A 24,675-nucleotide genomic window follows, 5' to 3' on the forward strand; every position below is an offset into this window, starting at 1 on the left:
TATCATTCGCTCCATTCTTTGGGGGATTCAACTGATGCTCAATGGCCTGTGGCTTGGCTTCTTTGTCGTGGCAATGGTGTCGGCACTGGCGCAATGGCTGGTCGGCGGTAACGCCGGAATTTTCGCGGCAATGGTCGAAAGCATTTTCGCCATGGCCAAACTGTCGGTGGAAGTAATGGTGCTGCTGTTCGGCACCCTGACCCTGTGGCTGGGTTTCTTGCGCATCGCCGAGAAGGCCGGAATCGTCGATTGGTTGGCCAAGGCCCTTGGCCCGCTGTTTCGCCGCCTGATGCCGGAAGTGCCTGCCGGCCACCCCGCGATCGGTTTGATCACCCTCAACTTCGCCGCCAACGGCTTGGGCCTGGATAACGCGGCGACGCCTATCGGCTTGAAAGCGATGAAGGCGCTGCAGGAACTCAACCCCATCCCCAGCACCGCGAGTAACGCGCAGATCCTGTTCCTGGTGCTCAACGCGTCGTCGCTGACGCTACTGCCTGTGACCATCTTCATGTACCGCGCCCAGCAAGGCGCGGCGGACCCGACGCTGGTGTTTCTGCCGATCCTGCTGGCGACCAGCGCCTCAACCCTGGTCGGCCTGCTCTCGGTGGCGATCATGCAGCGCCTGCGGCTGTGGGACCCGGTGGTGCTGGCCTATCTGATTCCGGGTGCACTGGTGTTGGGCGGCTTCATGGCATTGCTGGCGACCCTTTCCGCGACGGCGCTGGCTGGCTTGTCGTCGATCCTCGGCAACCTCACGCTGTTCGGGTTGATCATGCTGTTTCTGGTGATCGGCGCGTTGCGCAAGGTCAAGGTCTACGAGGCGTTTGTCGAAGGCGCAAAAGAAGGCTTCGACGTGGCCAAGAACCTGCTGCCGTACCTGGTGGCGATGCTGTGTGCCGTGGGTGTGTTGCGCGCTTCGGGCGCCCTGGATTTCGGCCTGGAAGGCATTCGCCATGTGGTCGCCTGGACCGGTATGGACACACGCTTTGTCGATGCCTTGCCGACTGCGATGGTCAAGCCGTTTTCCGGCAGCGCTGCGCGGGCGATGTTGATCGAGACCATGCAGACTCAAGGTGTGGACAGCTTCCCGGCGCTGGTCGCGGCGACGATTCAGGGCAGTACTGAGACCACCTTCTATGTGTTGGCGGTGTACTTTGGATCGGTGGGAATTCAACGGGCCAGACATGCGGTGGGGTGTGCGTTGCTGGCGGAGTTGGCCGGTGTCGTGGCGGCTATTGCGGTGTGCTACTGGTTCTTTGGCTGAGGCTTATACCGCTTTCGCGAGCAAGCCCGCTCCCACATTCGACCGCGTTTCGTCAGGATGAACACGGTCAAATGTGGGAGCGGGCTTGCCCGCGAAGAGGCCCTCAGCGTTTCGGTGCACTATTGCCCTGCGCAACCACCCAATCCACCACCTGCTTATTCAACTGATCCCCCGCCTGCCCAAACCCGGCCACCACCGCTGGCACCTTGGTGTCGCTCACCGGCTGCCGCACCTCAAACCGTCGGCTGGCAACAATTCGCTGGTCACTGCCGCGCACCAACCGCGCATCCAGGCGAATCACCACCTCCACCGCACTGCCGTGGTATTCACTCTGGAATGCCTGCAATTGCCCGCCCAGCTCATAGTCGGACTGCAGGTTGGTGTCGTCGGTGCTCAGCAGCGTCACCCGGCCATCGCGCTGGAAGCCGTCCATGAAGCGGTTGCGCAGCAGCACCGGCGACGGGTCGCTCCAGCGCGAGTTGGCATAACTGCTGATCAGGTCGCCATTGGGCACCACGGCAATGCGCGGACTGTCGAGAAATTCGCTGGTCTGCGGCTTGTTCACGCGCAGCGACCAACTGACCGGCGTGGCCTGGCTGGCAGCCTGTGTCGCGGCCAGGCGATACACATCCGAAGGGTCGGCCTTGGGCAGGATCGAGCACGCGCTCACCAGCGCCAAGGCCACAGGGGCGATCATTTGGTAAGCACGCTTCATGGCGTGAACTCCTTGTTCTTGTCGCTGCCCAGCAGGTAACCGCTGGGGTTAGCTTCCAGGCGGCGGGAGATGGCGCGTAGCGAACCGAGGGTTTCGCGCAGTTCGCGCACGGCCGGCGCCAGTTCGTTGAGGCCTTGCATGCCGCTGTTCACCGAGTCCTTGTTGTCTGTCAGCAAGGTGTTGATGGTCGCGGTGCTTTGTTCAAGGGATTTCATGGCCTGTTCGGCACTGCCGAAGGCCTGCTTGCCTTGTTCGTTGAGCAAGCCGTTGGCGTTGCGCATCAGCACAGTGGTCTGCTCAAGCGCGGCGCTTGCCTGTTTGCTCACCTGCATCAGTTGCTGCATCACCACCTTGATATCGCCGCGCTGGTCGGCGATGGCGCCGGTGGTTTGTTGCAGGTTGTCCAGGGTGTTGCTCAGGCGCTCAACGTTCTCGCGGGAGAACATGTGGTTGGCGTTGTGCAGCAGCAGGTTGATGCTGGTCATCAGGTCGTTGCTATTGTTCAGCAGTCGCGCGATGGGCGATGGTGAGGCGATGATCTGTGGCAGGTTACCGTCCTTGCCCTTGAGTTCGGGACTCTGCGGGGTGCCGCCACTGAGCTGGATGATCGAGGTACCCGTGATGCCGGTCAGGGCCAGCTTCGCCTGGGTGTCTTCCTTGACCGGCGTCTGCCCGGCCAGGCGGATACGTGCCAGGACGCGGCGCGGATCCTTGGGGTCCAGGCTCAGGCTGATGACATCGCCCACCTTGATCCCGCTGTACTGCACCGAACTGCCCTGGGACAGGCCACTGACGGCCTCGTTGAAGATCACTTCGTAGTCCTGGAAGGCGCTGTCGACGCTGGACTTGGCCAGCCACAGGCCGAACAGCATCGCGCCGACCACCACGATCACGCTGAACAGACCGATCATCACATGATGGGCTCGGGTTTCCATGTCATACCTCGTTAAGCGATTGAGCGGCATCCAATGCCGCGCGGCCACGGGGGCCGTGGAAATATTCGTGGATCCATGCGTCGTCCGTTTCCGAGACAACATCGATGGCATCGGCCACCAGCACTTTCTTCTGCGCCAGCACCGCCACACGGTCGGTGATGGTGTACAGCGTGTCCAGGTCGTGGGTGACCAGGAACACACTCAGGCCCAGCGCATCGCGCAGGGTCAGGATCAGTTGGTCGAATTGCGCCGCGCCGATCGGGTCGAGGCCGGCGGTGGGTTCGTCGAGGAACAGGATGTCCGGGTCCAGGGCCAACGCACGGGCCAGGGCGGCGCGTTTGATCATGCCGCCGGACAGTGACGCCGGGTACTTGTCGGCCGCCGACAATGGCAACCCGGCCAGGGCGAGTTTCACCGCGGCCAAGTGCTCGGCGTCGCGGCGGCTGAGGCCGGCATGTTCGATCAACGGCAGCGCGACGTTTTCGGTCACGGTCAGCGAAGAAAACAGCGCGCCCTTCTGGAACAGCACGCCAAAGCGCCGTTCCACCAGGGAACGCTCATGTTCCGGCAGGCTCGGCAGGTTCTTGCCGAACACCCGCACTTCGCCTTCGCTGGGTCGACGCAGGCCGACGATACTGCGCAGCAGCACCGACTTGCCGCTGCCGGAGCCACCGACCACCGCGAGGATCTCGCCTTTGTACAAATCCAGGTCGAGGTTCTCGTGCACGCTCTGGCTGCCAAAGCGATTGCATAGGCCGCGCACTTCAATCACCGCCTCGGCGGGCGCTCGGTGTAGACGACTCACCAGCCCATCTCCATGAAGAACAGCGCGGCGACCGCATCCAGCACGATCACCACAAAGATCGATTGCACCACGCTGGAGGTGGTGTGGGCGCCGACCGACTCGGCACTGCCGCTGACCTTGAAGCCCTCCAAGCAGCCAATGGCGGCGATCAGGAACGCAAAAACCGGCGCTTTCACCATGCCCACCAGGAAGTGCTGGACGCCAATGTCCGATTGAAGCAGCGACAGGAACATTGCCGGCGAAATATCCAGGGCCACCGCGCAGACCACGCCGCCGCCGACAATCCCCGAGAGCATCGCCAGGAAGGTCAGCATCGGCAATGCCACCAGCAGCGCCAGTACGCGAGGCAGCACCAGCAACTCCATCGGGTCCAGGCCCAGGGTGCGGATTGCGTCGATTTCTTCGTTGGCCTTCATCGAGCCGATCTGGGCGGTAAAGGCACTGGCGGTGCGACCGGCGATCAGGATCGCCGTCAGCAACACGCCGAATTCCCGCAGGAAGGAGAACGCCACCAGGTCGACGGTAAAAATAGTCGCGCCAAAACTCTTGAGCACGGTGGCGCCGAGGAATGCCACCACGGCACCCACCAAAAAGGTCAGCAGGGCCACGATGGGCGCGGCGTCGAGGCCGACCTGCTCCAGATGCGCGACCATGGGCGTGATGCGCCAGCGCTTGGGACGGAAAATGCCACGGGCGAAGGTTTCGAGAATCAGGCCGATAAAACCCAGCAGTTTCTTGCTGTCCTGCCAGACGGTGTCCACCGCCCGGCCAATGCGCGCCAGCACCTGAATGCCAGCGGCTTCTTCCGGTGCTTTGTCCGGCACGCAAAAGTCATTCAGGGAGCGGTAGACGGTCTTGAGCAGGGCGCGGTCGGCGGCAGACAGGCTGCAGTCGGTCTGTTCGGCGGATTGCTCGATGCGGCTTGGCCCCAGCAACTCCACCAGCAACGAGGCGCCGGCAGTATCCAGGGCGCCGAGGCCGTTGAGGTCGATGCGTGCGCCGGCGTCGTATTGGCCGTCGAGCTTGTCCGACAGCTTCTTCAGGTTGGCATAGTGGGCAAGCGTCCAGTCCCCCGTAATCCTCAGCTGTGGCGGGGTGGTGGACGTATCGAGGTGGGCTGCACCGGCCGTCGTAGGGGGGGTCATAAGCTCCGAGCTTGTTTGGCTATCCACAATTCCTACGTAATAGCACGAACCTGCCTACTTTGGGTTGTCCGTTTGTGCTGAGTCCGTCACTTTGAAGCGCAGCACGCCGATTACTTGCCCGTCTTCAGTCAGCACGCGTACTTGCCAGCGACCCACGGCGTCGCCGGGGAAGTTCTGCTTGTGGGTCCAGGCGCGGTAGCCCTCTTTGCGTCCGCCATGGATATCCAAGGCGATGCGGTCGACCTCTTTGCCGTTGAATTGCCACACATGGTAGATGCGCTCATCCAACCCGCGCGGTGCGTTGATGGCGGTGTAGGCGTACAGCCCGCCGCTGCGCAGTTGGGCGGCGGTGACTTCCTTGAGGTCGTCCCCCGGCGTGCGGTCTTGCAACTGTGTGCTGATGGCCACTTCAGTCATCCACAAGGTGGCTGGTGGCACCCAACTGCGCAGGAACCATCCGGCGCAACCAATGGCGGCCGTGACCCCGAGCAACATCGCCCAGCCTTTAAGGCTGCGTAGCGGCAGGCTCACGGCCAGGCTTGGGATCGACAACGCCATGGCCACGCCGAGGGCCAGCTTGTAACTCTCGGCCGTCGTCAGATGCAGGATGATCGGCAGCGCGGTGAGCAGCGCGGCGAACAGTGTGAAGGTGTGCAGCGCGAGGAACAGTGAACGTTTGGGCGCCAGCCATTTGTAGTACAGCGGGTCGACAATCGACACCAGTGCCGCCGCGCCGAGCAGGCCGGTAAAAATCGATTGGCCGCTGTTCCAGGCGGTGGTGATGAAAAAGAACGGCAGCACAAAAAACAGACTTTCCTGATGGATCATCTGGGTTGCATAGCGCAGCAGCGGTTCGGGGATTTCGCGCTTGAAGACCTTGGTGAACATTTGGGTGAAGCTGTTTTCCAGCATCAGCCACAGCCAGCTCACCAGCATGATCACCGCGATCCAACTGGCCATGCCCTGTTGGCGGTCCACCAGGATGAAGCTGCCCACCCCCGAGATGAAGCCGCCGAGTGCAATCACCCCTGGGTAGCGCTTCATCAGCTCGAGAATGCGCTGGATTACGTGGGTCAGGTTTGGCATCTGGCGGTTCGCAGTCTTTGTAGGAAAAAATCCTAGACAGAATAACGTCTTAGCCCGTCGTCCGTTGCGTCATTACGCGATCCGTTTGCGATAAAGCCGCACGCCGATCAACACAAAGGCGATCAGCCCAAGGACACCGGCGCCGATCCAGCTCAGCAGGTCGTAACTGAGCAGCGGCTTCTCGATACGCCAGTAGCCGGGTTGCTTGAACACTTGGCGCATGGCCTGGTTGGTCTGGTCCAGACTCACGGCCTTGATGCGTTTGACCGGGTCGCTGAAGTGACCGTTGTTGTAATCGCCGGAAGCGCTCCAGTAATAGTCGGCCAGTGCGCTGTTGCCCTGCACGGCCCAGGCCTGACGGGCGACGGCGGCCTGTTGCAGGCGGGCGAATACCGCCGGGTCGAGACCGTCTTTGAGCAACTGCGCCCTGAGGTCCTGCAAGACCTGCTCGGCTTTGGGGAGGTTTTCCCGCTCCAGGTCGGCATTCAGGCTGAGGAAGCCGACGCCACCGAGCACTTCGCGCTCGCTCCACGGGCCGTAGGACAAGCCGTGCTTGAGGCGCAGTTGGCGGTACAACGCCCAGTCGAGGTAGTCCTTGAGCAGGTCGTAGGTTTCATCATGCCCGTCGTCCAGTACCGGCTCAGGGAACAGCCAGTGCAGTTTGGCGCTATCGCCGACCCAGCCGTGGATCAGTTCGCGGTGGGTGGCGGCGGCATGCTGGATTTCCGGGAGTGCCGGGTGTTCCGTCGGTTCGACCGGGTCGAGCTGGCCATAGGTACGTTCCAGATAGGCCGGCAGCAGTTTGTCGAGGTCACCGACGATGATCAGGGTCATGTTGTTGGGCGCGTACCAGTTTTTGCGCAGGTTCTCCAACTGGTCGCGAGTCAGATGGTCGACCTCGGCGCGTTCGGCGCATTTGAGGCCCAGCTCGACGGCCAGTTGATTGCTGGCGGTGTGGCCTAGATCCTGGCGATCCAGCAGGCGTTGCAGGTGTGAGTAGTGGCCGCCGTCTTCGCGCTCCACCACCCGCTTGGCTGCGTCGATATTGGCGTCGGTCAATTCGGTGCGGGTGAGGATCGCCAGCAGCAGGTCCAGCACCTTGCGCTGGTTTTGCGCGGGCGCCTCGATCACGAAGGTGGTGTCGGCGTTGCTGGTATAGGCGTTCCACTCGCCGCCCAGGGCTTGCATGCGGTCTTCCAGCTCACCTTCTCCACCGCCGTCGATGCCGCTGAACAGCAAGTGTTCCAGCAGGTGCGGCAGCTCTTTGTCCTCGCAACTGAAGTCATCCAGACCCACGCCCACCACCAGGCGGATCGCCACATGCCCGCGTTCGGTGCCCGGCTTGAGCAGCAATTGCAGGCCATTGGGCAAGGTGTAGCCCTCGACTTGCAGGCGGTCAAAGGCAAAGGCATGGGCAGAGCCCATGAGCAGACAGGCGAACAACAGGCGACGCATAACAAGCTTCCTGGCGAGTGAGGTCAGTTTTAACTGACTTCGCGGGCCATAGTACGTTCAGGGCGAATGTGTGATGTCGGCAATATCTTCGGCGGAGAGCGCGCCGGTGTCGGACGTTTCCAACACTACATAAGCACTGCTGCAAAACAACGAGTTGAGGCGTTTCATGTCCGCAATCAGCTCCAGGTGTAGGGAGCTGGTCTCCAGGCTCTGTACGATTTTTCTCTGCAGGCGACTCACGTGCGCGTGGGCCAGGCGGCGTTCCTGGGCGCGGAATCGGCGTTTTTCGCGCAGCAATTGGCGGGCACTTTCCGGGTCGGCGCTGAGGAACACCGACAGGCCCAGGCGCAGGTTGGCGATCAACTGACTGTGCAGCCCAGTGAGTTCTTCCAGGCCCACTTCCGAGAACTGGCGACGCTGGGAAGTTTTCTGCTGCTGAACTTTGCGCAGCATGCGTTCGATCAGGTCGCCGGCCAGTTTCAGGTTGATCGACAGCTCGATGATTTCGGCCCAGCGCCGGCTGTCCTGTTCACTGAGGTCTTCGCGGGGCATTTGCGCCAGGTAGAGCTTGATCGCGCTGTACAGCGATTCGACGTCGTCGCTGAGGCTGCGCATTTCCTGGGTGATGGCGGTCTGTTTGCCGCGCAGCACCTCCTGCATGGCGGTCAGCATGTTGTCGATCAGGTCGCCCAGGCGCAGGGTTTCACGGGCGGCGTTGGCCAGGGCCAGGCTTGGGGTGCTGAGTGCCGTCAGGTCCAGATGGCGCGGCTTGGCTTTGCCGTTGACCTCTTCACGCTCGGGCAGCAGCCAGGCGCACAGTTTTGCCATCGGGCCGATGGTGGGCAACAGGATCAGGCAACGGCTCACGTTGTAGAGCAGGTGGAAGGTGATGACCATGCCTTGGGCGCTGTAGTCCAAGCCATCCATCCACAGCACCAGCGGGTCCAGCACAGGAATGATCAGCAACAGGCCGATCAATTTGTACAGCAGGCTGCCCAGCGCGACCTGGCGCCCGGCCGCGTTCTGCATGCTGGTACTGAGGAAGGCCAACACGCCGCTGCCGATGTTGGCGCCGATCACCAGGCCGATCGCGACATGCAAGCCGATCACGCCTGCGCCGGCCAGAGTCGCGGTCAGTAGGACAGCGGCCAGGCTGGAGTAGGAAATCATCGCGAACAAGGCGCCGACCAGGGCGTCGAGCAAGATGTCGCCGGTCAACGATGCGAACAACACTTTCACGCCTTGGGCGTGGGTGATGGGGCCGGCGGCTTCCACGATCAGTTGCAGCGCGAGGATGATCAGCCCGAGGCCGATCCCCACGCGTCCCAACTGCCCTGCCCGCGTTTGCTTGCGCGACAGGAAGAAAATCACCCCAAGAAAAATCAGCAGCGGCGACAGCCAGGACAAATCGAACGTCAGCACCCGCGCCATCAACGCAGTACCGACATCCGCCCCGAGCATGGTCGCCAGGGCGGGCATCAGGCCCATCAGGCCCTGGCCGACGAAGGAGGTCACCAGCATCGCCGTGGCGTTGCTGCTCTGCACCATGGCCGTCACCAGGATACCGGCGATAAACGCCAGCCAGCGCTTGGACATGTTCTGCCCGATGACTTGGCGCAAGTTGGAACCGTAGACCCGCAGGATGCCGGTACGGACGATGTGCGTGCCCCAGATAAGCAGGGTCACGGCGGAAAGCAGATTGAGCAAGGTCAGCATGCTCGGCCCCCCGTGTGGGTGCGCTCTAAAGTGAGCGAATGAAAGTTGCCGCGTGCCGCTCTACGTCTTGTACTTAAGCTGTAGTTGGCGAATGGGCTCTGCGCCAGCATCGCATAGCTAAAGTGGGGATTGAAACAAAACTGTCATGAAATCAACTTTTTGTGGATGCAAAAAAGGGGCTTAAAAAGCCCCTTTTTGTCTGGCTCGGGTTTATTGACCCGGAATGTCTTTGCGCAGTTTCACCGGATCCTGCTGTTTTTTCTTTTTCGCGATGGCGGTGCGCATCTTGATGTTCACCGCTTCCACCGCCAGCGAGAACGCCATGGCGAAGTAGACGTAGCCTTTTGGCACGTGCACATCGAAGGATTCCGCGATCAGCACGGTACCCACGACCAGCAGGAACGACAGCGCCAGCATTTTCAGCGACGGGTGCTTGTCGATGAACTCGCTGATGGTGCCAGCAGCCAACATCATCACCAATACCGCCACGACAATCGCCGCGACCATGACCGGAACATGGGACACCATGCCGACAGCGGTGATGACCGAGTCCAGGGAGAACACGATGTCGATGATCGCGATCTGGATGATGGTGTAGATGAACTTGCCACCGGCGCCCTTCGGCTCGTCGTGGGTTTCGTCTTCACCTTCAAGCGCGTGGTACATCTCCTGGGAGCTTTTCCACAGCAGGAACAGGCCACCGAAGAACAGGATCAGGTCGCGACCGGAAATGCCTTGGCCGAAGACCACAAAGAGGTCGGCGGTCAGTTGCATCACCCAGGTGATCGACAGCAGCAACAGAATGCGCGTGACCATGGCCAGCGCCAGGCCGAAGATCCGGGTGCGCGCCTGCATATGCTTGGGCATGCGGCTGACCAGGATCGAAATCATGATGATGTTATCGATGCCCAGGACGATCTCGAGGGCCGTCAGGGTGAAGAAGGCAATCCAGATCTCCGGATTGGTCAGCCATTCCATGTGTATTCCTTTGAGCGAGTGTTAAACCGCGCAAGCTGCAGCGCCGCGCGGTTGGGTGTTTGGATTATAGAGTGCTGAACAGCGGAATAATCCCCATCAGCAAAGCGGCGACCATTATGCACAGGCACACCAGCACTGCCCACTTGAGGGTAAAGCGCTGGTGATCGCCAAACTCGATACCGGCCAAAGCGACCAGCAGGTAGGTCGAGGGTACGAGCGGGCTCAACAGGTGCACAGGTTGGCCGACGATCGACGCACGTCCCATTTCTGCCGCAGTGATGCCGTAGTGGCTGGCGGCTTCGGCGAGTACTGGCAATACGCCGTAGTAGAACGCATCGTTGGACATGAAGAACGTAAACGGCATGCTCACCAGCGCGGTGATCACGGCCAGGTACGGGCCCAGCGCGTCAGGGATAACGGCCAGCAGACTCTTGGACATGGCATCGACCATGCCGGTGCCCGACAGGATGCCGGTGAAGATACCGGCCGCGAAGATCAGCCCCACCACCGCTAATACGCTGCCGGAGTGGGCGGCGACGCGGTCTTTCTGCATCTGCAGGCACGGGTAGTTGACGATCATCGCGATACTGAACGCCACCATGAATAGCACCGGAAGCGGCAACAGGCCGGCGATCAACGTGCACATCAGGGCGAACGTCAGCGCGCCGTTGAACCAGATCAGTTTCGGGCGACGAGCGTCCGGGAATTGCGACACGCTGATTTCGCTGTGGTCGATCTCGTCGCCTTGCAGGTGCAATTCACCCAGGCGTGCACGTTCGCGCAGGCCGTACATGTAGGCGATCACCAGGATTGCGACGACGCCGGCGGCCATGGCCGGGATCATCGGTACGAAAATGTCCGACGGGTCCACATGCAACGCACTGGCGGCGCGGGCGGTCGGGCCACCCCAGGGGGTCATGTTCATCACGCCACCGGCGAGGATGATCAAGCCAGCCATGATCCGCGGGCTCATGCCGATGCGCTGGTACAGCGGCAGCATGGCGGCCACGCAGATCATGTAGGTGGTAGCGCCGTCACCGTCGAGGGACACCACCAGGGCCAGCACGGCGGTGCCGACCGAGACTTTCAGCGGGTCGCCCTTGACCATCTTGAGGATCTTGCGCACGGCCGGGTCGAACAGGCCGGAGTCGATCATCAGGGCAAAGTAGAGAATGGCGAACATCAGCATCACGCCGGTCGGCGCGAGCTTGGTGATGCCCGCGAGCATCATCGGGCCGATCTCCGGCGCGAAACCGCCGAACAGCGCGAACAGGATCGGCACGATGATCAGGGCGATCAGCGCGGATAGGCGCTTGGTCATGATCAGGAACATGAACGTGATGACCATGGCAAAGCCAAGGAAAGTCAGCATAGGAATACTCCAGGCGTAGCGCGGCTAGGGAATGGCGAACCGAGGGGGTCAGCGCAGAACGAAAGGCACGAGGCGTACGGGTGGAGTTGGGGCGAACAGGCGGGTACGAGCGGACATCGGGAATCACCATTGTTGTTGTTAACAGCCGGTCTGTTGCCGGCAGTGGGGGCGATCCTAGACGGGTAAGCTTTCAGCCAGCTTTCGCTGACAAAACAGACGATGGAGGGTAGGTATATGGTCTTCAGGTTTGCGCAGACCAAATGTGGGAGCTGGCTTGCCTGCGATAGCGTCACCTCGGTTCAACTGAACGACCGAGGTGTCTGCATCGCCGGCAAGCCGGCTCCTACAGATTCTGCGGCGGGGTTTCAGGGCAGTTCCAGGCCGCCTGCCGCCTTGTGCAAGGCCCGCAAATGCTCGCCTACCTGCTTGAGGTTGGCTTCGCAGGCGGCAATCTCGGCGGAGCGCGAGGGGTCCAGCAGCGCCCTCACCTCTTTATCCAGCTCGCCAGTCAGTGATTGCAGTTGCTTCTGGCGCTCGGCGCTTTCCGATTCCAGGCGCTTGGCTTCCGAAGGCTGCGGCAGGCCGTAGCCGCCGCTGCCCAAGAGTTCTGCCGGACGGCTGAGGAAGCCGCTGTTGGCAAGGATCTGTTGCAGCGTAGCGTTGGCTTTCTCCATGCCGCCGTTTTTCAGCTCGCGGGCGCCGAGGTAGCGTTGTTTGACTTCGTCCTGGGCCAGCATCAACTGCTTGCGAAAACTCGCCTGTTCAAGCAGCAGCAATGCGGCGCTGGTGCGCAGATCGGCCTGGCCGAACCACTGGCGGCGCTCCTCTGCGCTGAGGGACAGCCAGTCTTCGACCTGGGTCTGCTGGATCGGCAGATGCTTGCGCAGTACATCGAACATCGCTTGGTAGCGTTCGCGGAAGGAGTCGAAGTGATAGCCCAGGCGTAACGCCCGGCGTTTGTCGTCCAGTACGCTGGTGTCGGCCAGGCCACGAGCACTCAACACCTCAAGCAAACCGTTGGGGGTTATGTTGTCCAGGCCGGTCAGTTGCGGGTTGGCGCTGCCACTGCGTAACAGTTTCAGGCTCTCCACCGCACAGTTGTTGGAAATGAAGAAGTAATTACCGTCGTAGCTCCAGTGCATCTCGGCGGCATGCTCGACGGTGTCGTTGATTTCCTGGCGGGTCAGTTTCAACGGCACGGAGGCCAGGCCGCGCAACTCGGTCTTGGTGTACTCGTCGATCACTTGCGCCAACGGCAGGACAAACAGGCGCGACGGGTATTTGCCGACCAGGCCGTCCCAGCTCGACAGCTGTACGTCACCGACAAACGCGCGGTAGGACAATACTAGGTGCTGGTCCAGATCCAGCCGACAATCCGGACCACGCGGACGGCCTGGCGCGCAGATCACCAGGCGCAACATGCTGTGGCCCCAGCGGCTCACCAGGTTTTGATTGGCTTCGGCCAGCAGGTAGTCGATTTCGTAGACGCGCTCCGGGTCGACATGGCCCAGCGGCGTCTTGGCGAAATCGTTGCCGGCGTTCAGGAACGCATAGGTGTTGGCGCAGGTTTCTTGGTTCGGCGGCGCCCAGCCAAAGTGTTCTTTGTAATAACGGAACAGCGAGGGACGGCGGCAGGCGTAGCTCTGGTCAAGCAGGAAGTACTCCATGTTGACTGCGACGAATTCCAAGGGGCTGGTGGTTTCGTAGATGTCCGGGCTGCGCGCGACCTGATGGTTGTTCTGTTCGCGTTCGCCACGACGACCGACGTATTGCGGCCAGCCGGCAAGGTCCAGCAGGCGCGGGTCATCGCTGAGGGTAAAACGTCGGCCATTCTGGCCACGGCATTGATCAGGCAGGCCGATCAGGCCGGTGAGATTGTTCTGGCGGCTGCAGCGGTTGATCAGTGCGCGGTCTGCTTTGGACCACAGGCGTGCACGGTCATAAATGTGGGTCAGCTCATGCAGCACGGTGGCGAGCATTTCGCGGCGCACGGTGCCGTGGGGGCGATTGGTCTTCTGGGTGGCGGCGCTGCCGTCGGTCAGGCTGGCGAGCAAGTTGCGGTTGAGGTCCAGCTCGGACACCAGGGAGGCTTGCCCGTAGGCGTTCTCGGGCATCTTGTCGGTCCAGCCGACATCGATGCGCCGGTCCAACTGCTCGATGAAGCTAGGTGGTAAAGCGCGCATCGCTTCGTCGAGCAACGCCTGGCTGGCCTGCTGTTCAGCCGGGCTCAAGCCTTCGGTCTTGAGCCGCAGTTGCAGGCCGGCTTGGGCTGCGCTGGCGCACAGCAGCACAACCCCGGCCAGGAGCCAGGCGGCAATTCGCCTCACAGTGCGAGGATAGCTTCGGCGAGGGTCTGGTCACTGGCGTCGCGGGCTTCCGGCAGACGTGTGCGCAGGGTGTCGAAGGCGGCTTCCAGGCGTGCGCCACGGATTTCGCCGTTGGTGGCGACGAAGCTGGCAGCGTCGTCGTGGGCTTCGCGCACGACTTTGGAGTCGCGTATGGAGGTGGTGGTGTCCGAGGTGAAATCAATGGTGCGACCAGAGGCGCGAACAATGATGTTACTGGTGGCCACCAGGGTCTGTGCCTGGGCAACGTCGGCCAATAACAGCAGGCCAAGGGCGGCGGCGATCAGCGGGCTACGCATGAGATGACTCCAATGAAAAAGATCGAATACAAAGATGATTATTGGACGAGAATTGCTTGCGCCAGTTCAAGGTCGCTGGCGTTAAGTTTTGGTTGGCTGCGGCGCAGATAATCCAGCGCGGATTCCAGCCGTGCGCCCCGCCATTGGCCGTCAGTGGCGATAAACGCAGCCGCGTCGTCCTGGGCGGCCATAATCACTTTTCTGTCGAAGGGCGCGGACGTCACCTTGCTGGTGGCGTACGCACTGGCGACGGTGCTTTGGGTGCTCAGGTCGAAAGCCGAAGCCACGGGCGACCAGGCGCCACAAAGCAATAGTGGAACTATTAAAAGGCGGTATGAAAAAGCCATGGGACTCGACAACTTAAAACGAGCGCCAAGGCTAGCGTAATGCCCGGGCGAGAGCCAGCGCCCAGGCATCAGCCCTGTATTCAGATCGCCAGGATGGCCTGGGCCAACTGTGCGTCAGTCGCGGTGTTCAACTGCGGCGCTTGTTGGCGAATCTGTGCCAGGGCACTTTCCAGTTTCACACCACGGATGGCGCCTTCACTGGCAACAAAGCTGGCGGCGTCGTCACGGGCGGCGCGCACGACTTTATTGTCGCGCAGGGACGAGGTGGCATCGGAAGTAGCGTCGGAGGTGGCTTTAAGCGCGCCGACGATGGAGTCGGTGGTCACGATGAAGCTGGTCGCGTTGGCGTTGGCAGCCAGGGCCAACAGGGCGGCGGCACTCAGCAGGCGAAGACGGGACATGGGATGACTCCTGTAGATGAACGGATAAGGTGGCGCAGGGCAGCCATTGGGGATCAGACGCCCGTACTACGCGGTTCGCCACGTGGTGACTGGATATTAAGCCGCCGTTTATCCGTTCGGGAAGCGTCTTGACTGCCTAGTCACGCCAGAACGGTTTGGACAGCTCGTTCATTCGGTCGCCAGGGCTGATGCCCAGGTCGGACAGTTCACGGCTATCAAGCTGAGACAGTTGGCGCCGTTCATAGGCCTGGCGTAGCCATTTGGCGAGGATCGAAGCGGCTCGACTTAACAACCGCTTATAGCTGTGGGATGGCGTGTCCATGGCGTGCACCTTTCATGAGGTCTTGGAACACCATGTTCAGCGAGAGGATGTGACCGATACAGATACACTGGAGTTAAATTGTACTGCTTAACTGTTGTATTTTTTAAACTGTACCTGTCCACGAATTGTGTCACTGTTTTCCCGTTGAAAACCCAAACCCCGAAAACAACAAAGCCCGCCTCCGGTTTCCCGGGGCGGGCTTTGCTTTGACAAATCAGGGTGCTGGCGGTGGACCCGGTAGGTCAGGGCCAGCGAGCGCTAAATCAGCGCCAGAACGGCTTGCTCAGCTCTTCGTAGCGTTGAGCTTCGCTGATGCCTGCGTCAGCCAGCAGACGCGAATCCAGACGAGCCAGTTGGTGGCGGCTGGAGATGCGGCGCTGCCACAACATCAGGTTGGCGATAACGCGCAGAGGCAGGGAGGCCTGGGTGTTTACAGCTTTTTCTTCGAAGAACAGATCGGAACTGAGTGTACGTTCCATGATGACATCCTTCCGCTTGTGGCGGGATTAGGTAGTGGTTTAACTGATGCCAATGATCCTCTTCCGGCGCAAGACTCTCTAGATACAGTTCACCTGTATTGTGAGGGGCCAGTTAACTGTTTATGGGTGCTGTACTGTACAGAAATGAGGCAACTGTACCTGTCTGCACTGAAGTGGTGCGAAACTGGTGTTTTCGAGGTGATGTGTGGGATATTTCGGTAGGAAATGACCGGTACAGCAGTACAGTTTTTTGCAGGAGTGGCGTTGAGAATGCCGGGCTGATGAAACTGTTTTTGCATCAGCCCGGATCTGTATCAATCACGCCTTGAGCATATGCCCGGTTTCTTCCAGGTTGATGTGCCAGCTCAGTGCTTCGCGCAGGATGTGGGGCGTGTGCCCGCCGACGGCGCAAGCAGCGTTGAAGTAACTGTTCAGGGCATCGCGATAGGCAGGGTGCACACAGTTATCGATGATCACCCGCGCTCGTTCCCGTGGCGCCAGGCCACGCAGGTCGGCAAGCCCAACTTCGGTGACCAGGATATCGACGTCATGCTCGGTGTGGTCCACATGGCTGACCATCGGCACCACGCTGGAAATCGCCCCGCCTTTAGCAATGGATTTGGTAACAAAGATCGCCAGGTGCGCATTGCGCGCGAAATCCCCGGAGCCGCCAATACCATTCATCATCCGCGTGCCGCAGACATGGGTGGAGTTGACGTTGCCGTAGATGTCGAACTCCAGCGCGGTGTTGATGCCGATGATGCCCAGGCGACGCACCACTTCCGGATGGTTGGAGATCTCTTGCGGGCGCAGCACCAGTTTGTCCTTGTACTTCTCCAGGTTGCCGAATACGTCGGCATTGCGCCGTTCTGACAAGGTGATCGAGCTGCCCGAAGCAAAGCTCAGCTTGCCCGCGTCGATCAGGTCGAAGGTCGAATCCTGCAACACTTCCGAATACATGGTCAGGTCTTCGAACGGCGATTCGATCAAGCCACACATTACTGCATTGGCGATATTGCCGATGCCGGCCTGCAACGGGCCGAGTTTGTTGGTCATGCGGCCGGCGTCGACTTCCTGCTTGAGGAAGTTGATCAGGTGATTGGCGATGCCTTGGGTGTCGCTGTCGGGTGGCGTCACGGTCGAGGCGGAATCGGCCTGGTTGGTGATGACGATGGCGGCGATCTTTTCCGGTGGGATCGGAATAGCAGTGCTGCCAATCCGGTCATCGACCTTCACCAGCGGGATCGGCGTACGGGTTGGCCGGTACGTCGGGATATAAATGTCGTGCAGCCCTTCCAGGTTCGGGTTGTGCGCCAGGTTGATCTCGACGATCACCTGTTTGGCGAAAATCGCAAAGCTGGCCGAGTTGCCCACAGACGTGGTGGGCACAATATGGCCTTGCTCAGTGATCGCGACCGCTTCAATCACCGCAATATCCGGTAGCTTGAGCTGATTGTTGCGCAGCTGCTCGACGGTTTCCGACAGGTGCTGGTCGATAAACATCACTTCGCCGGCGTTGATCGCCTTGCGCAAGGTGCTGTCGACCTGGAACGGCATGCGTCGCGACAGTACGCCCGCTTCGGTCAGTTGCTTGTCCAGGTCATTTCCCAGGCTGGCGCCGGTCATCAGGGTGATTTTCAGCGGCGAGGTCTTGGCGCGTTCGGCCAGAGCGTGGGGGACGGCCTTGGCTTCACCGGCACGGGTGAAGCCGCTCATGCCGACGGTCATGCCGTCCTCGATCAGTGCGGCGGCGTCTGCCGCGCTCATGACCTTGTTCAACAACGAAGGCAAGCGGATACGATCACGGTACATGGATTGTTATCTCAGGCTACGGAAGCAAGCTGCGCAGTTTAGTGATTTCAAAAAAATTCGGCCCGCTACCATGGTCGAATGCCAGGCAGCGATTTAGAGCTTTTGGTCGGGTTTCATGAGGTAATAAAAAACCCCAGCCTACAGGAGGCCGGGGTTTCGAGTATTGCGCTGAAGCAGTGTTACTCGACGGCTTTGACCATGTCTTCGATGACCTTCTTGGCATCACCGAAGACCATCATGGTCTTGTCCAGGTAGAACAGCTCGTTGTCCAAGCCGGCGTAGCCGCTGGCCATTGAGCGTTTGTTGACGATGATCGTCTTGGCCTTGAAGGCTTCGAGAATCGGCATGCCCGCGATCGGTGAATTCGGATCGTTCTTGGCGGCCGGGTTGACCACGTCGTTCGCGCCCAGCACCAGCACCACGTCGGCCTGGCCGAACTCGGAGTTGATGTCTTCCATCTCGAACACCTGGTCGTAAGGCACTTCGGCCTCGGCGAGCAGGACGTTCATGTGCCCTGGCATACGGCCGGCCACTGGGTGGATCGCGTACTTCACGGTGACGCCGTGGTGGGTCAGCTTCTCGGTCAGTTCCTTGAGCGCATGTTGTGCACGTGCTACGGCCAGGCCGTAACCCGGGACGATGATCACGGTATCGGCGTTGGTCAGCAGGAAGGTCGCGTCGTCAGCCGAGCCCGATTTGACCGGGCGTGCTTCTTTAGAGCCCGCCGCTGCACCGGCATCCGGCGCATTGCCGAAACCGCCGAGCAGTACATTAAAGAAGGAACGGTTCATCGCCTTGCACATGATGTACGACAGAATCGCGCCGCTGGAGCCCACCAGAGAGCCGGCGATGATCAGCATCGAGTTGTTCAGCGAGAAACCGATGCCCGCTGCTGCCCAGCCGGAGTAGCTGTTGAGCATCGAGACGACCACAGGCATGTCCGCGCCGCCGATCGGGATGATGATCAGCACGCCAAGCACGAAGGCCAGGGCCAGCATCAGCGCGAAGGCGGTGAGGTTGCCGGTGAACATGAACGCCAGGCCCAGGCCCAGCGTAGCGAGGCCGAGCACAAGGTTCAGTTTGTGCTGGCCGCCGAACTGTACCGGTGCGCCCTGGAACAGGCGGAACTTGTACTTGCCGGACAATTTGCCGAAGGCGATCACCGAACCGGAGAAGGTAATGGCACCGATGGCCGCGCCGAGGAACAGTTCCAGGCGGTTACCGGCAGGAATCGAGTCGCCCAGGTGTTTGACGATGCCCAGGGACTGCGGCTCGACCACCGCGGCAATCGCGATGAACACTGCAGCCAGGCCGATCATGCTGTGCATGAACGCTACCAGTTCAGGCATCTTGGTCATTTCTACGCGCTTGGCCATGATCGATCCGGCGGTGCCGCCGATCAGCAGGCCAACGATTACGTATCCAATGCCTGCGGTAGCCAACTCAGCGCCCAGCTTATAGATGAGGCCCACGGTGGTGAGCACCGCCAGCGCCATGCCGAGCATGCCGAACAGGTTGCCGCGTCGCGACGTGGTGGGGTGCGACAGGCCCTTGAGAGCCTGGATGAAGCAGATCGACGCGATCAAGTAGAGCGTCGTGACGAGATTCATGCTCATTACTTAGGCGCCTCTTCTTTTACTTTCGGGGCTTTCTTCTTGAACATCTCAAGCATTCTGCGGGTGACCAGGAAGCCGCCGAACACGTTGACTGCGGCGAGTGCCACGGCCAGGGTGCCCATAGTCTTGCCCAGTGGCGTGACAGTGAGGGCCGCAGCCAGCATGGCGCCGACGATCACGATCGCGGAAATGGCGTTGGTTACCGCCATCAATGGTGTGTGCAGCGCGGGGGTAACGTTCCAGACCACGTGGTAACCGACATAAATCGCCAGCACAAAGATGATCAGGTTGTAGATACCGGGGGAGATAAGCTCTTCCATCGTCTGAATCCCTGCTTAGGCGTTTTTGCGGATGACTTGGCCGTCGCGGCACATCAGGCACGCGGCGACGATGTCGTCTTCGAGGTTGATTTCAAACTGCCCTTCCTTGGTGAAGACCAGCTTCAGGAAGTCCAGCAGGTTGCGCGCGTATAAGGCTGACGCATCGGCGGCGACAGCGCCGGCGAGGTTGGTCGGGCCGCAAATGATCACGCCGTTCTCGACGACCACCTGGTCGGCAACTGTCAGCGGGCAGTTGCCACCTTGGGCAGCGGCAAGGTCGATCACCACGGAGCCGGGCTTCATCTGTGCGACGGTTTCGGCGCTGAGCAAGGTCGGCGCTTTTCGGCCGGGAATCAGGGCGGTGGTAATGACAATGTCGGCCTGCTTGGCGCGTTCGTGCACGGCCAGGGCCTGGCGTTGCATCCAACTGGTCGGCATTGGGCGGGCGTAGCCGCCGACACCGACGGCGCATTCGCGCTCTTCATCGGTCTCGTAAGGCACGTCGACAAACTTGGCGCCGAGGGATTCGATCTGCTCTTTAACGGCCGGGCGTACGTCAGACGCTTCGATCACTGCACCGAGGCGTTTCGCGGTGGCGATGGCTTGCAGGCCTGCAACGCCAGCGCCGAGGATCAGCACGCGTGCGGCCTTCACGGTGCCTGCGGCGGTCATCAGCATCGGCATGAAGCGCGGGTAGTGATGAGCGGCGAGCAGCACGGCTTTATAGCCGGCAATGTTGGCCTGGGACGACAGCACGTCGAGGCTTTGAGCGCGCGAGGTCCGCGGCGCAGCTTCGAGGGCAAAGGCGGTGATGCCGCGCTCCGCGAGCTTGGCGATGGTTTCGTTACTGAACGGGTTGAGCATGCCCACCAACACGGTGCCGCTTTTGATCAGCGCAAGTTCGCTGTCGCTGGGGGCTACCACCTTGAGGATCAGCTCGGCGCCAAACGCATCGTTGGCACTGCCAATGGTTGCGCCTGCCGTTTCATAGGCACTGTCGACGACGCTGGCTTTGATGCCGGCTCCGCTTTGTACAGTGACCTTATGGCCCTGGCCGATCAGCTTCTTGATGGTTTCCGGGGTGGCAGCCACCCGCGTTTCACCGGTCTGGGTTTCGAGAGGAACACCAATGTGCACGTCAAATCTCCTGCATGATCTTTTTGCTTTTGATCTTTTTGTAAAAAGGCCAGTGCACCGCGAGTGGCGCAACTGGGGCGGCCGATCAGCACGATCCCGCTGAAATGACAGCGGGGCGCGGCATTTTGCAGGCGAACTTTACGGCCTTCAAGGGATTATGACGGGTGACGAAAAATTAACTACAAGTCACCCTGTGACTGATTGTCGCAACACGCTGAAATAACCTCTTCAAATACATGGGCTTAAAGGGCTGCAGGCGCTTCTGCAATCTTTTGACATCGTTGGTGTGAATAGTCGGTCATTGGCTTGTATTAGTCGCTGCAAGCCATATAGATCATGGCTTTGAGTCCTATTTTCGCCTGACAGATACAGTCTGTTGAAATGCGACATATATGTATATCTGTAGGATTGAAAATTTGCTGACTACAGAGTCAATAATGTTGTTTTGACCTTTAAATACAAGGGCTGTAGCGCTGTGACTGGTCGATCAGCCAGTCCCTAAATGCGTGTAATGAGGCGGATTCGACCTTTCTGTCAGGAATCATCAAGTAATAGGCCTTCGAACTGCTCAGTGTTTCGGGGCTTGTGATCACCAGTTGGCCGTCCTCTAGTTCGCGTTGAATGAGGAACGGCGGGATCAGCGCGATCCCCATGTCATGCATGGCGGCCTGAGACAACATCGAGAATAGCTCGTAACGGGGGCCTGTCATGTCGCGAGGTACGCTCAGCTGCTGGGCGTTGAACCACTGGCGCCACGCGTAAGGTCTCGTCGTTTGCTGCAGGAGGGGCAGTTCCGCGATTTCCTGGGGGCTGAGTTGCGTGCTGTTACCAAGCAGTCGCGGGCTGCACACAGGGACAGGATTCTCTCCCATCAGGCGGTGCGATTCCGTACCGGACCAATCGGCATCGCCGAAGTAGATGGCGGCGTCGAATTCGGTATCGGCAAACAGGAAGGGCCGTGTTCGGTTCGTCAGGTTGACCGTGACCTCAGGATGTTGGCGTTGGAAATCCTTGAGGCGAGGGATCAGCCACTGAGTGCCAAATGTCGGGACCACGGCCAACTCGATGGTGTTAGCGCCCTGCTGACCCATGACGGAAAGCGTGTCGCGCTCCACCGCATCCAGTTGCGTGGCGACGCGGCGGCTGTACGACAGCCCTGCTTCCGTCAGTTTTACCCCTCGGCGTGAGCGACGAAACAGCTCGACACTCAAAAACTCCTCAAGGCTGGCGATCTGTCGACAGATGGCGCCTTGAGTGATCGAAAGCTCGTGTGCGGCCTTGGTAAAGCTTTCGTGGCGGGCCGCCGCTTCAAAACTGACCAAGGCGGTCGTACTGGGAATTTTTCTGCGCATATACCGTGTCCTCACATGTAAAGCGCATATGCGCGCTTTTCGGCGGTTTCGAAGTGAGAAATTAGCACAACCCTATGCGGAAACCTCGTTTGCTCTGAGCGCTTGTCGCGCCTAGGCTGGTTCCACGACATCCGTTTCTTTCCGCGAGGACTTATTCATGGCTGGCAAGGCAAGCTTCAACTGGATCGATCCACTGCTGCTGGATCAACAGCTCACCGAAGAAGAGCGCATGGTGCGCGACAGTGCTGAGCAGTTTGCCCAGGACAAGCTGGCGCCGCGCGTGCTTGAAGCCTTTCGCCATGAAAAGACCGACCCTGCGATTTTTCGCGAGATGGGCGAGACCGGTTTGCTCGGTGCGATGATTCCTGAGCAGTACGGCGGCAGTGGCTTGAATTACGTCAGTTATGGGTTGATCGCGCGCGAAGTGGAGCGCGTCGACTCCGGCTATCGCTCGATGATGAGTGTGCAGTCTTCGCTGGTGATGGTGCCGATCAACGAGTTCGGCACCGAGGCGCAGAAACAGAAGTACTTGCCGAAGTTGGCGTCTGGGGAATGGATCGGCTGTTTCGGCCTGACCGAGCCCAATCATGGGTCTGACCCAGGTGCGATGATTACCCGGGCTCGAAAAGTGGACGGCGGTTACAGCTTGACGGGCGCGAAGATGTGGATCACCAACAGCCCGATCGCGGATGTGTTTGTGGTGTGGGGCAAGGACGACGCCGGTGACATCCGTGGCTTTGTCTTGGAGAAAGGCTGGAAGGGCCTGAGTGCGCCGGCGATTCATGGCAAGGTCGGGCTCCGCGCTTCTATCACCGGTGAAATCGTCATGGACAATGTGTTCGTGCCGGAAGAGAACATTTTTCCGGACGTGCGTGGTCTGAAGGGGCCTTTCACCTGCCTCAACTCTGCGCGTTATGGCATTTCTTGGGGGGCTTTGGGTGCTGCTGAGTTCTGCTGGCATACCGCTCGCCAATACACCCTGGATCGCCAGCAATTCGGGCGTCCATTGGCTGCAACTCAACTGATCCAGAAGAAATTGGCCGACATGCAGACCGAGATCACTCTGGCCCTGCAAGGCTGCCTGCGTCTGGGGCGTATGAAGGATGAGGGTACGGCAGCGGTTGAAATCACTTCGATCATGAAGCGCAACTCCTGTGGCAAATCCCTGGATATCGCGCGTATGGCGCGCGACATGCTCGGCGGCAACGGTATTTCCGACGAGTTCGGCGTGGCGCGCCACCTGGTCAATCTGGAGGTCGTGAATACCTATGAAGGTACTCATGACGTGCATGCTCTGATTCTGGGGCGTGCGCAAACCGGTCTTCAGGCGTTCTATTAATAGGAGCACGGCCATGGGCGCGCTTTCGCATCTGCGGGTACTGGATCTATCGCGAGTACTGGCGGGCCCCTGGTCCGGGCAGATCCTTGCGGACCTTGGGGCTGAAGTGATCAAGGTTGAGCGGCCGGGTAGCGGCGACGATACGCGCGCTTGGGGGCCGCCCTTTCTTAAGGATGCCTATGGCGAGAACACCAGTGAGGCGGCGTACTACCTGTCGGCCAATCGCAATAAGCAGTCGGTGACGATCGATTTCACGCGGCCGGAGGGGCAGGCGCTGGTGCGTGAGCTGGCGGCCAAGTCGGACATCCTCATTGAAAACTTCAAGGTGGGCGGGCTTGCCGCGTATGGGTTGGACTATGAGTCGCTCAGGGAGACCAATCCCGAGCTGATCTACTGCTCGATCACGGGCTTTGGCCAGACCGGGCCCTACGCGGCGCGGGCGGGCTATGACTTCATGATTCAGGGGTTGGGCGGCCTCATGAGCCTGACCGGTCGCCCTGAGGGGGATGACGGTGCCGGGCCAGTAAAGGTGGGTGTGGCGCTGACGGACATTCTTACGGGGCTTTACTCTACAGTGGCGATACTAGCGGCACTGGCTCATCGGGATCATGACGGTGGCGGGCAGCACATCGATATGGCGTTACTGGATGTGCAGGTGGCCTGTCTGGCCAACCAGGCGATGAATTACCTGACGACAGGGGCGTCGCCAAAGCGGCTGGGTAATGCGCATCCGAATATCGTGCCCTATCAGGACTTCCCTACCGCCGACGGTGATTTCATCCTGACGGTGGGTAATGACGCGCAGTTTCGTAAGTTTGCCGAAGTGGCTGGGCAGCCACAGTGGGCGGATGATCCGCGCTTCGCTACTAATAAGGTGCGGGTAGCGAATCGAGCGGAACTGATTCCTTTGATTCGTCAGGCGACGGTGTTCAAGACGACGGCTGAGTGGGTGTCGCATTTGGAGCGCGTGGGCGTGCCTTGTGGGCCGATCAATGACCTGGCGCAGGTGTTCGCCGACCCTCAGGTCAAGGCGCGCGGGTTGGCAATGGCGCTGCCCCATGCGTTGGCGGGGATGGTGCCTCAGGTTGCCAGTCCAATACGGTTGTCCAAGACGCCGGTGGAGTACCGCAATGCGCCTCCTCTGCTGGGTGAGCATACGGCTCAAGTGCTTCAGGATGTATTGGGGTTGGGCGCGGCGAATGTGGTTGCTCTTAAGGCGGCAGGTGTTATTTGAGTCGCATCTTCTATATAGAAGATGCTGATGGCCCTTTATTGGTGGTTTTTTAATCAATTCTAACTAATTGATAGAAAAGCAAAATCAAGGGTTGACGGCAGATTTCAGACGTCTATAATTCGCCCCACTTCCGGCGCAGTCGAAGCGGAAAACTCCTTGGTAAACAATGAGTTATGTAAGTTTCGGCAGTGGGTTGCTTCG

At 60.2% G+C, this 24,675-nt stretch carries 23 protein-coding genes; 3 read left to right on the plus strand and 20 right to left on the minus strand.

The annotated features are described in order from the left end of the window. The first annotated feature begins 34 nt into the window (after positions 1 to 34). Positions 35 to 1,264: a nucleoside recognition domain-containing protein gene (locus tag WH299_RS25410; protein WP_339551635.1), complete on the plus strand. Its 1,230-nt coding sequence runs from the start codon at positions 35 to 37 to the stop codon at positions 1,262 to 1,264. Between the two features lie 103 nt (positions 1,265 to 1,367). Here the strand turns inward: WH299_RS25410 and WH299_RS25415 are convergent, their stop codons facing one another. The 20 genes from WH299_RS25415 to WH299_RS25510 form a co-directional block, all read right to left on the minus strand. Then, positions 1,368 to 1,979 carry an ABC-type transport auxiliary lipoprotein family protein gene (locus WH299_RS25415; protein ID WP_122730121.1) on the minus strand — a complete coding sequence of 204 codons (612 nt, stop codon included), beginning with the start codon at positions 1,977 to 1,979 and terminating at the stop codon, positions 1,368 to 1,370. Further along, positions 1,976 to 2,914, minus strand: coding sequence for an MlaD family protein (locus WH299_RS25420; protein WP_123478344.1), 939 nt, complete (start codon positions 2,912 to 2,914; stop codon positions 1,976 to 1,978). Before WH299_RS25420 ends, WH299_RS25415 begins: the two co-directional genes overlap by 4 nt. Position 2,915: 1 nt before the next feature. Further along, complete coding sequence (locus WH299_RS25425; protein ID WP_028618663.1) at positions 2,916 to 3,719, minus strand: ABC transporter ATP-binding protein; 804 nt, start codon at positions 3,717 to 3,719, stop codon at positions 2,916 to 2,918. Further along, the gene (locus WH299_RS25430; protein WP_028618664.1) at positions 3,716 to 4,864 is read right to left on the minus strand and encodes an ABC transporter permease; all 1,149 of its coding nucleotides are present in this window, start codon (positions 4,862 to 4,864) and stop codon (positions 3,716 to 3,718) included. The genes WH299_RS25425 and WH299_RS25430 overlap by 4 nt, the downstream gene beginning before the upstream one ends. A gap of 54 nt (positions 4,865 to 4,918) precedes the next feature. After that, on the minus strand, positions 4,919 to 5,950 hold the full coding sequence (locus tag WH299_RS25435) for a DUF5924 family protein (RefSeq protein ID WP_122730124.1): 1,032 nt from the start codon (positions 5,948 to 5,950) through the stop codon (positions 4,919 to 4,921). A gap of 72 nt (positions 5,951 to 6,022) precedes the next feature. Continuing rightward, on the minus strand, positions 6,023 to 7,405 hold the full coding sequence (locus tag WH299_RS25440; RefSeq protein ID WP_122730126.1) for a M16 family metallopeptidase: 1,383 nt from the start codon (positions 7,403 to 7,405) through the stop codon (positions 6,023 to 6,025). A 57-nt stretch (positions 7,406 to 7,462) separates the two neighbouring features. Then, on the minus strand, positions 7,463 to 9,121 hold the full coding sequence (locus WH299_RS25445) for a Na/Pi cotransporter family protein (protein ID WP_016978808.1): 1,659 nt from the start codon (positions 9,119 to 9,121) through the stop codon (positions 7,463 to 7,465). Positions 9,122 to 9,331: 210 nt separating this feature from the next. Further along, positions 9,332 to 10,099, minus strand: coding sequence for a TerC family protein (locus WH299_RS25450; protein ID WP_014716354.1), 768 nt, complete (start codon positions 10,097 to 10,099; stop codon positions 9,332 to 9,334). A 64-nt stretch (positions 10,100 to 10,163) separates the two neighbouring features. Next, positions 10,164 to 11,471, minus strand: a complete 1,308-nt coding sequence (locus WH299_RS25455; protein WP_028618667.1) for a CitMHS family transporter — start codon at positions 11,469 to 11,471, stop codon at positions 10,164 to 10,166. Positions 11,472 to 11,836: 365 nt separating this feature from the next. Beyond that, complete coding sequence (locus WH299_RS25460; RefSeq protein WP_323623031.1) at positions 11,837 to 13,798, minus strand: DUF7844 domain-containing protein; 1,962 nt, start codon at positions 13,796 to 13,798, stop codon at positions 11,837 to 11,839. Beyond that, positions 13,795 to 14,115: a DUF2388 domain-containing protein gene (locus WH299_RS25465; RefSeq protein WP_028618669.1), complete on the minus strand. Its 321-nt coding sequence runs from the start codon at positions 14,113 to 14,115 to the stop codon at positions 13,795 to 13,797. The genes WH299_RS25460 and WH299_RS25465 overlap by 4 nt, the downstream gene beginning before the upstream one ends. Positions 14,116 to 14,153: 38 nt before the next feature. Beyond that, the gene (locus tag WH299_RS25470) at positions 14,154 to 14,462 is read right to left on the minus strand and encodes a DUF2388 domain-containing protein (protein ID WP_122730166.1); all 309 of its coding nucleotides are present in this window, start codon (positions 14,460 to 14,462) and stop codon (positions 14,154 to 14,156) included. A gap of 80 nt (positions 14,463 to 14,542) precedes the next feature. After that, entirely contained in the window at positions 14,543 to 14,863 is a 321-nt protein-coding gene (locus WH299_RS25475; protein ID WP_028618671.1) for a DUF2388 domain-containing protein, read from the minus strand. 136 nt (positions 14,864 to 14,999) lie between these two features. Beyond that, positions 15,000 to 15,185, minus strand: a complete 186-nt coding sequence (locus WH299_RS25480) for a DUF1127 domain-containing protein (RefSeq protein WP_028618672.1) — start codon at positions 15,183 to 15,185, stop codon at positions 15,000 to 15,002. Positions 15,186 to 15,448: 263 nt separating this feature from the next. Continuing rightward, positions 15,449 to 15,664: a DUF1127 domain-containing protein gene (locus tag WH299_RS25485; RefSeq protein ID WP_010168694.1), complete on the minus strand. Its 216-nt coding sequence runs from the start codon at positions 15,662 to 15,664 to the stop codon at positions 15,449 to 15,451. Between the two features lie 318 nt (positions 15,665 to 15,982). Further along, positions 15,983 to 17,476 (minus strand): acetyl-CoA hydrolase/transferase family protein, encoded by a 1,494-nt coding sequence (locus WH299_RS25490; RefSeq protein ID WP_028618673.1) that lies wholly within the window; start codon positions 17,474 to 17,476, stop codon positions 15,983 to 15,985. 179 nt (positions 17,477 to 17,655) lie between these two features. Next, positions 17,656 to 19,092, minus strand: coding sequence for an NAD(P)(+) transhydrogenase (Re/Si-specific) subunit beta (locus tag WH299_RS25495; RefSeq protein WP_028618674.1), 1,437 nt, complete (start codon positions 19,090 to 19,092; stop codon positions 17,656 to 17,658). Beyond that, positions 19,092 to 19,412, minus strand: coding sequence for an NAD(P) transhydrogenase subunit alpha (locus WH299_RS25500; protein WP_003187417.1), 321 nt, complete (start codon positions 19,410 to 19,412; stop codon positions 19,092 to 19,094). Before WH299_RS25500 ends, WH299_RS25495 begins: the two co-directional genes overlap by 1 nt. A 15-nt stretch (positions 19,413 to 19,427) precedes the next feature. Beyond that, on the minus strand, positions 19,428 to 20,549 hold the full coding sequence (locus tag WH299_RS25505) for a Re/Si-specific NAD(P)(+) transhydrogenase subunit alpha (RefSeq protein ID WP_010207879.1): 1,122 nt from the start codon (positions 20,547 to 20,549) through the stop codon (positions 19,428 to 19,430). Between the two features lie 452 nt (positions 20,550 to 21,001). Beyond that, entirely contained in the window at positions 21,002 to 21,901 is a 900-nt protein-coding gene (locus tag WH299_RS25510) for a LysR family transcriptional regulator (protein WP_339551639.1), read from the minus strand. Between the two features lie 157 nt (positions 21,902 to 22,058). Here WH299_RS25510 and WH299_RS25515 point away from each other — a divergent pair, with 157 nt between their 5' ends. Both WH299_RS25515 and WH299_RS25520 read left to right on the plus strand, forming a co-directional pair. Beyond that, positions 22,059 to 23,240: an acyl-CoA dehydrogenase gene (locus WH299_RS25515; protein WP_003187423.1), complete on the plus strand. Its 1,182-nt coding sequence runs from the start codon at positions 22,059 to 22,061 to the stop codon at positions 23,238 to 23,240. 13 nt (positions 23,241 to 23,253) lie between these two features. Next, the gene (locus WH299_RS25520; protein WP_339551641.1) at positions 23,254 to 24,474 is read left to right on the plus strand and encodes a CaiB/BaiF CoA transferase family protein; all 1,221 of its coding nucleotides are present in this window, start codon (positions 23,254 to 23,256) and stop codon (positions 24,472 to 24,474) included. Positions 24,475 to 24,675: the final 201 nt, after the last annotated feature.

It is taken from the genome of Pseudomonas sp. MYb541 (assembly GCF_037479595.1).
GTDB classification, from domain to species: Bacteria; Pseudomonadota; Gammaproteobacteria; order Pseudomonadales; family Pseudomonadaceae; genus Aquipseudomonas; species Aquipseudomonas canadensis.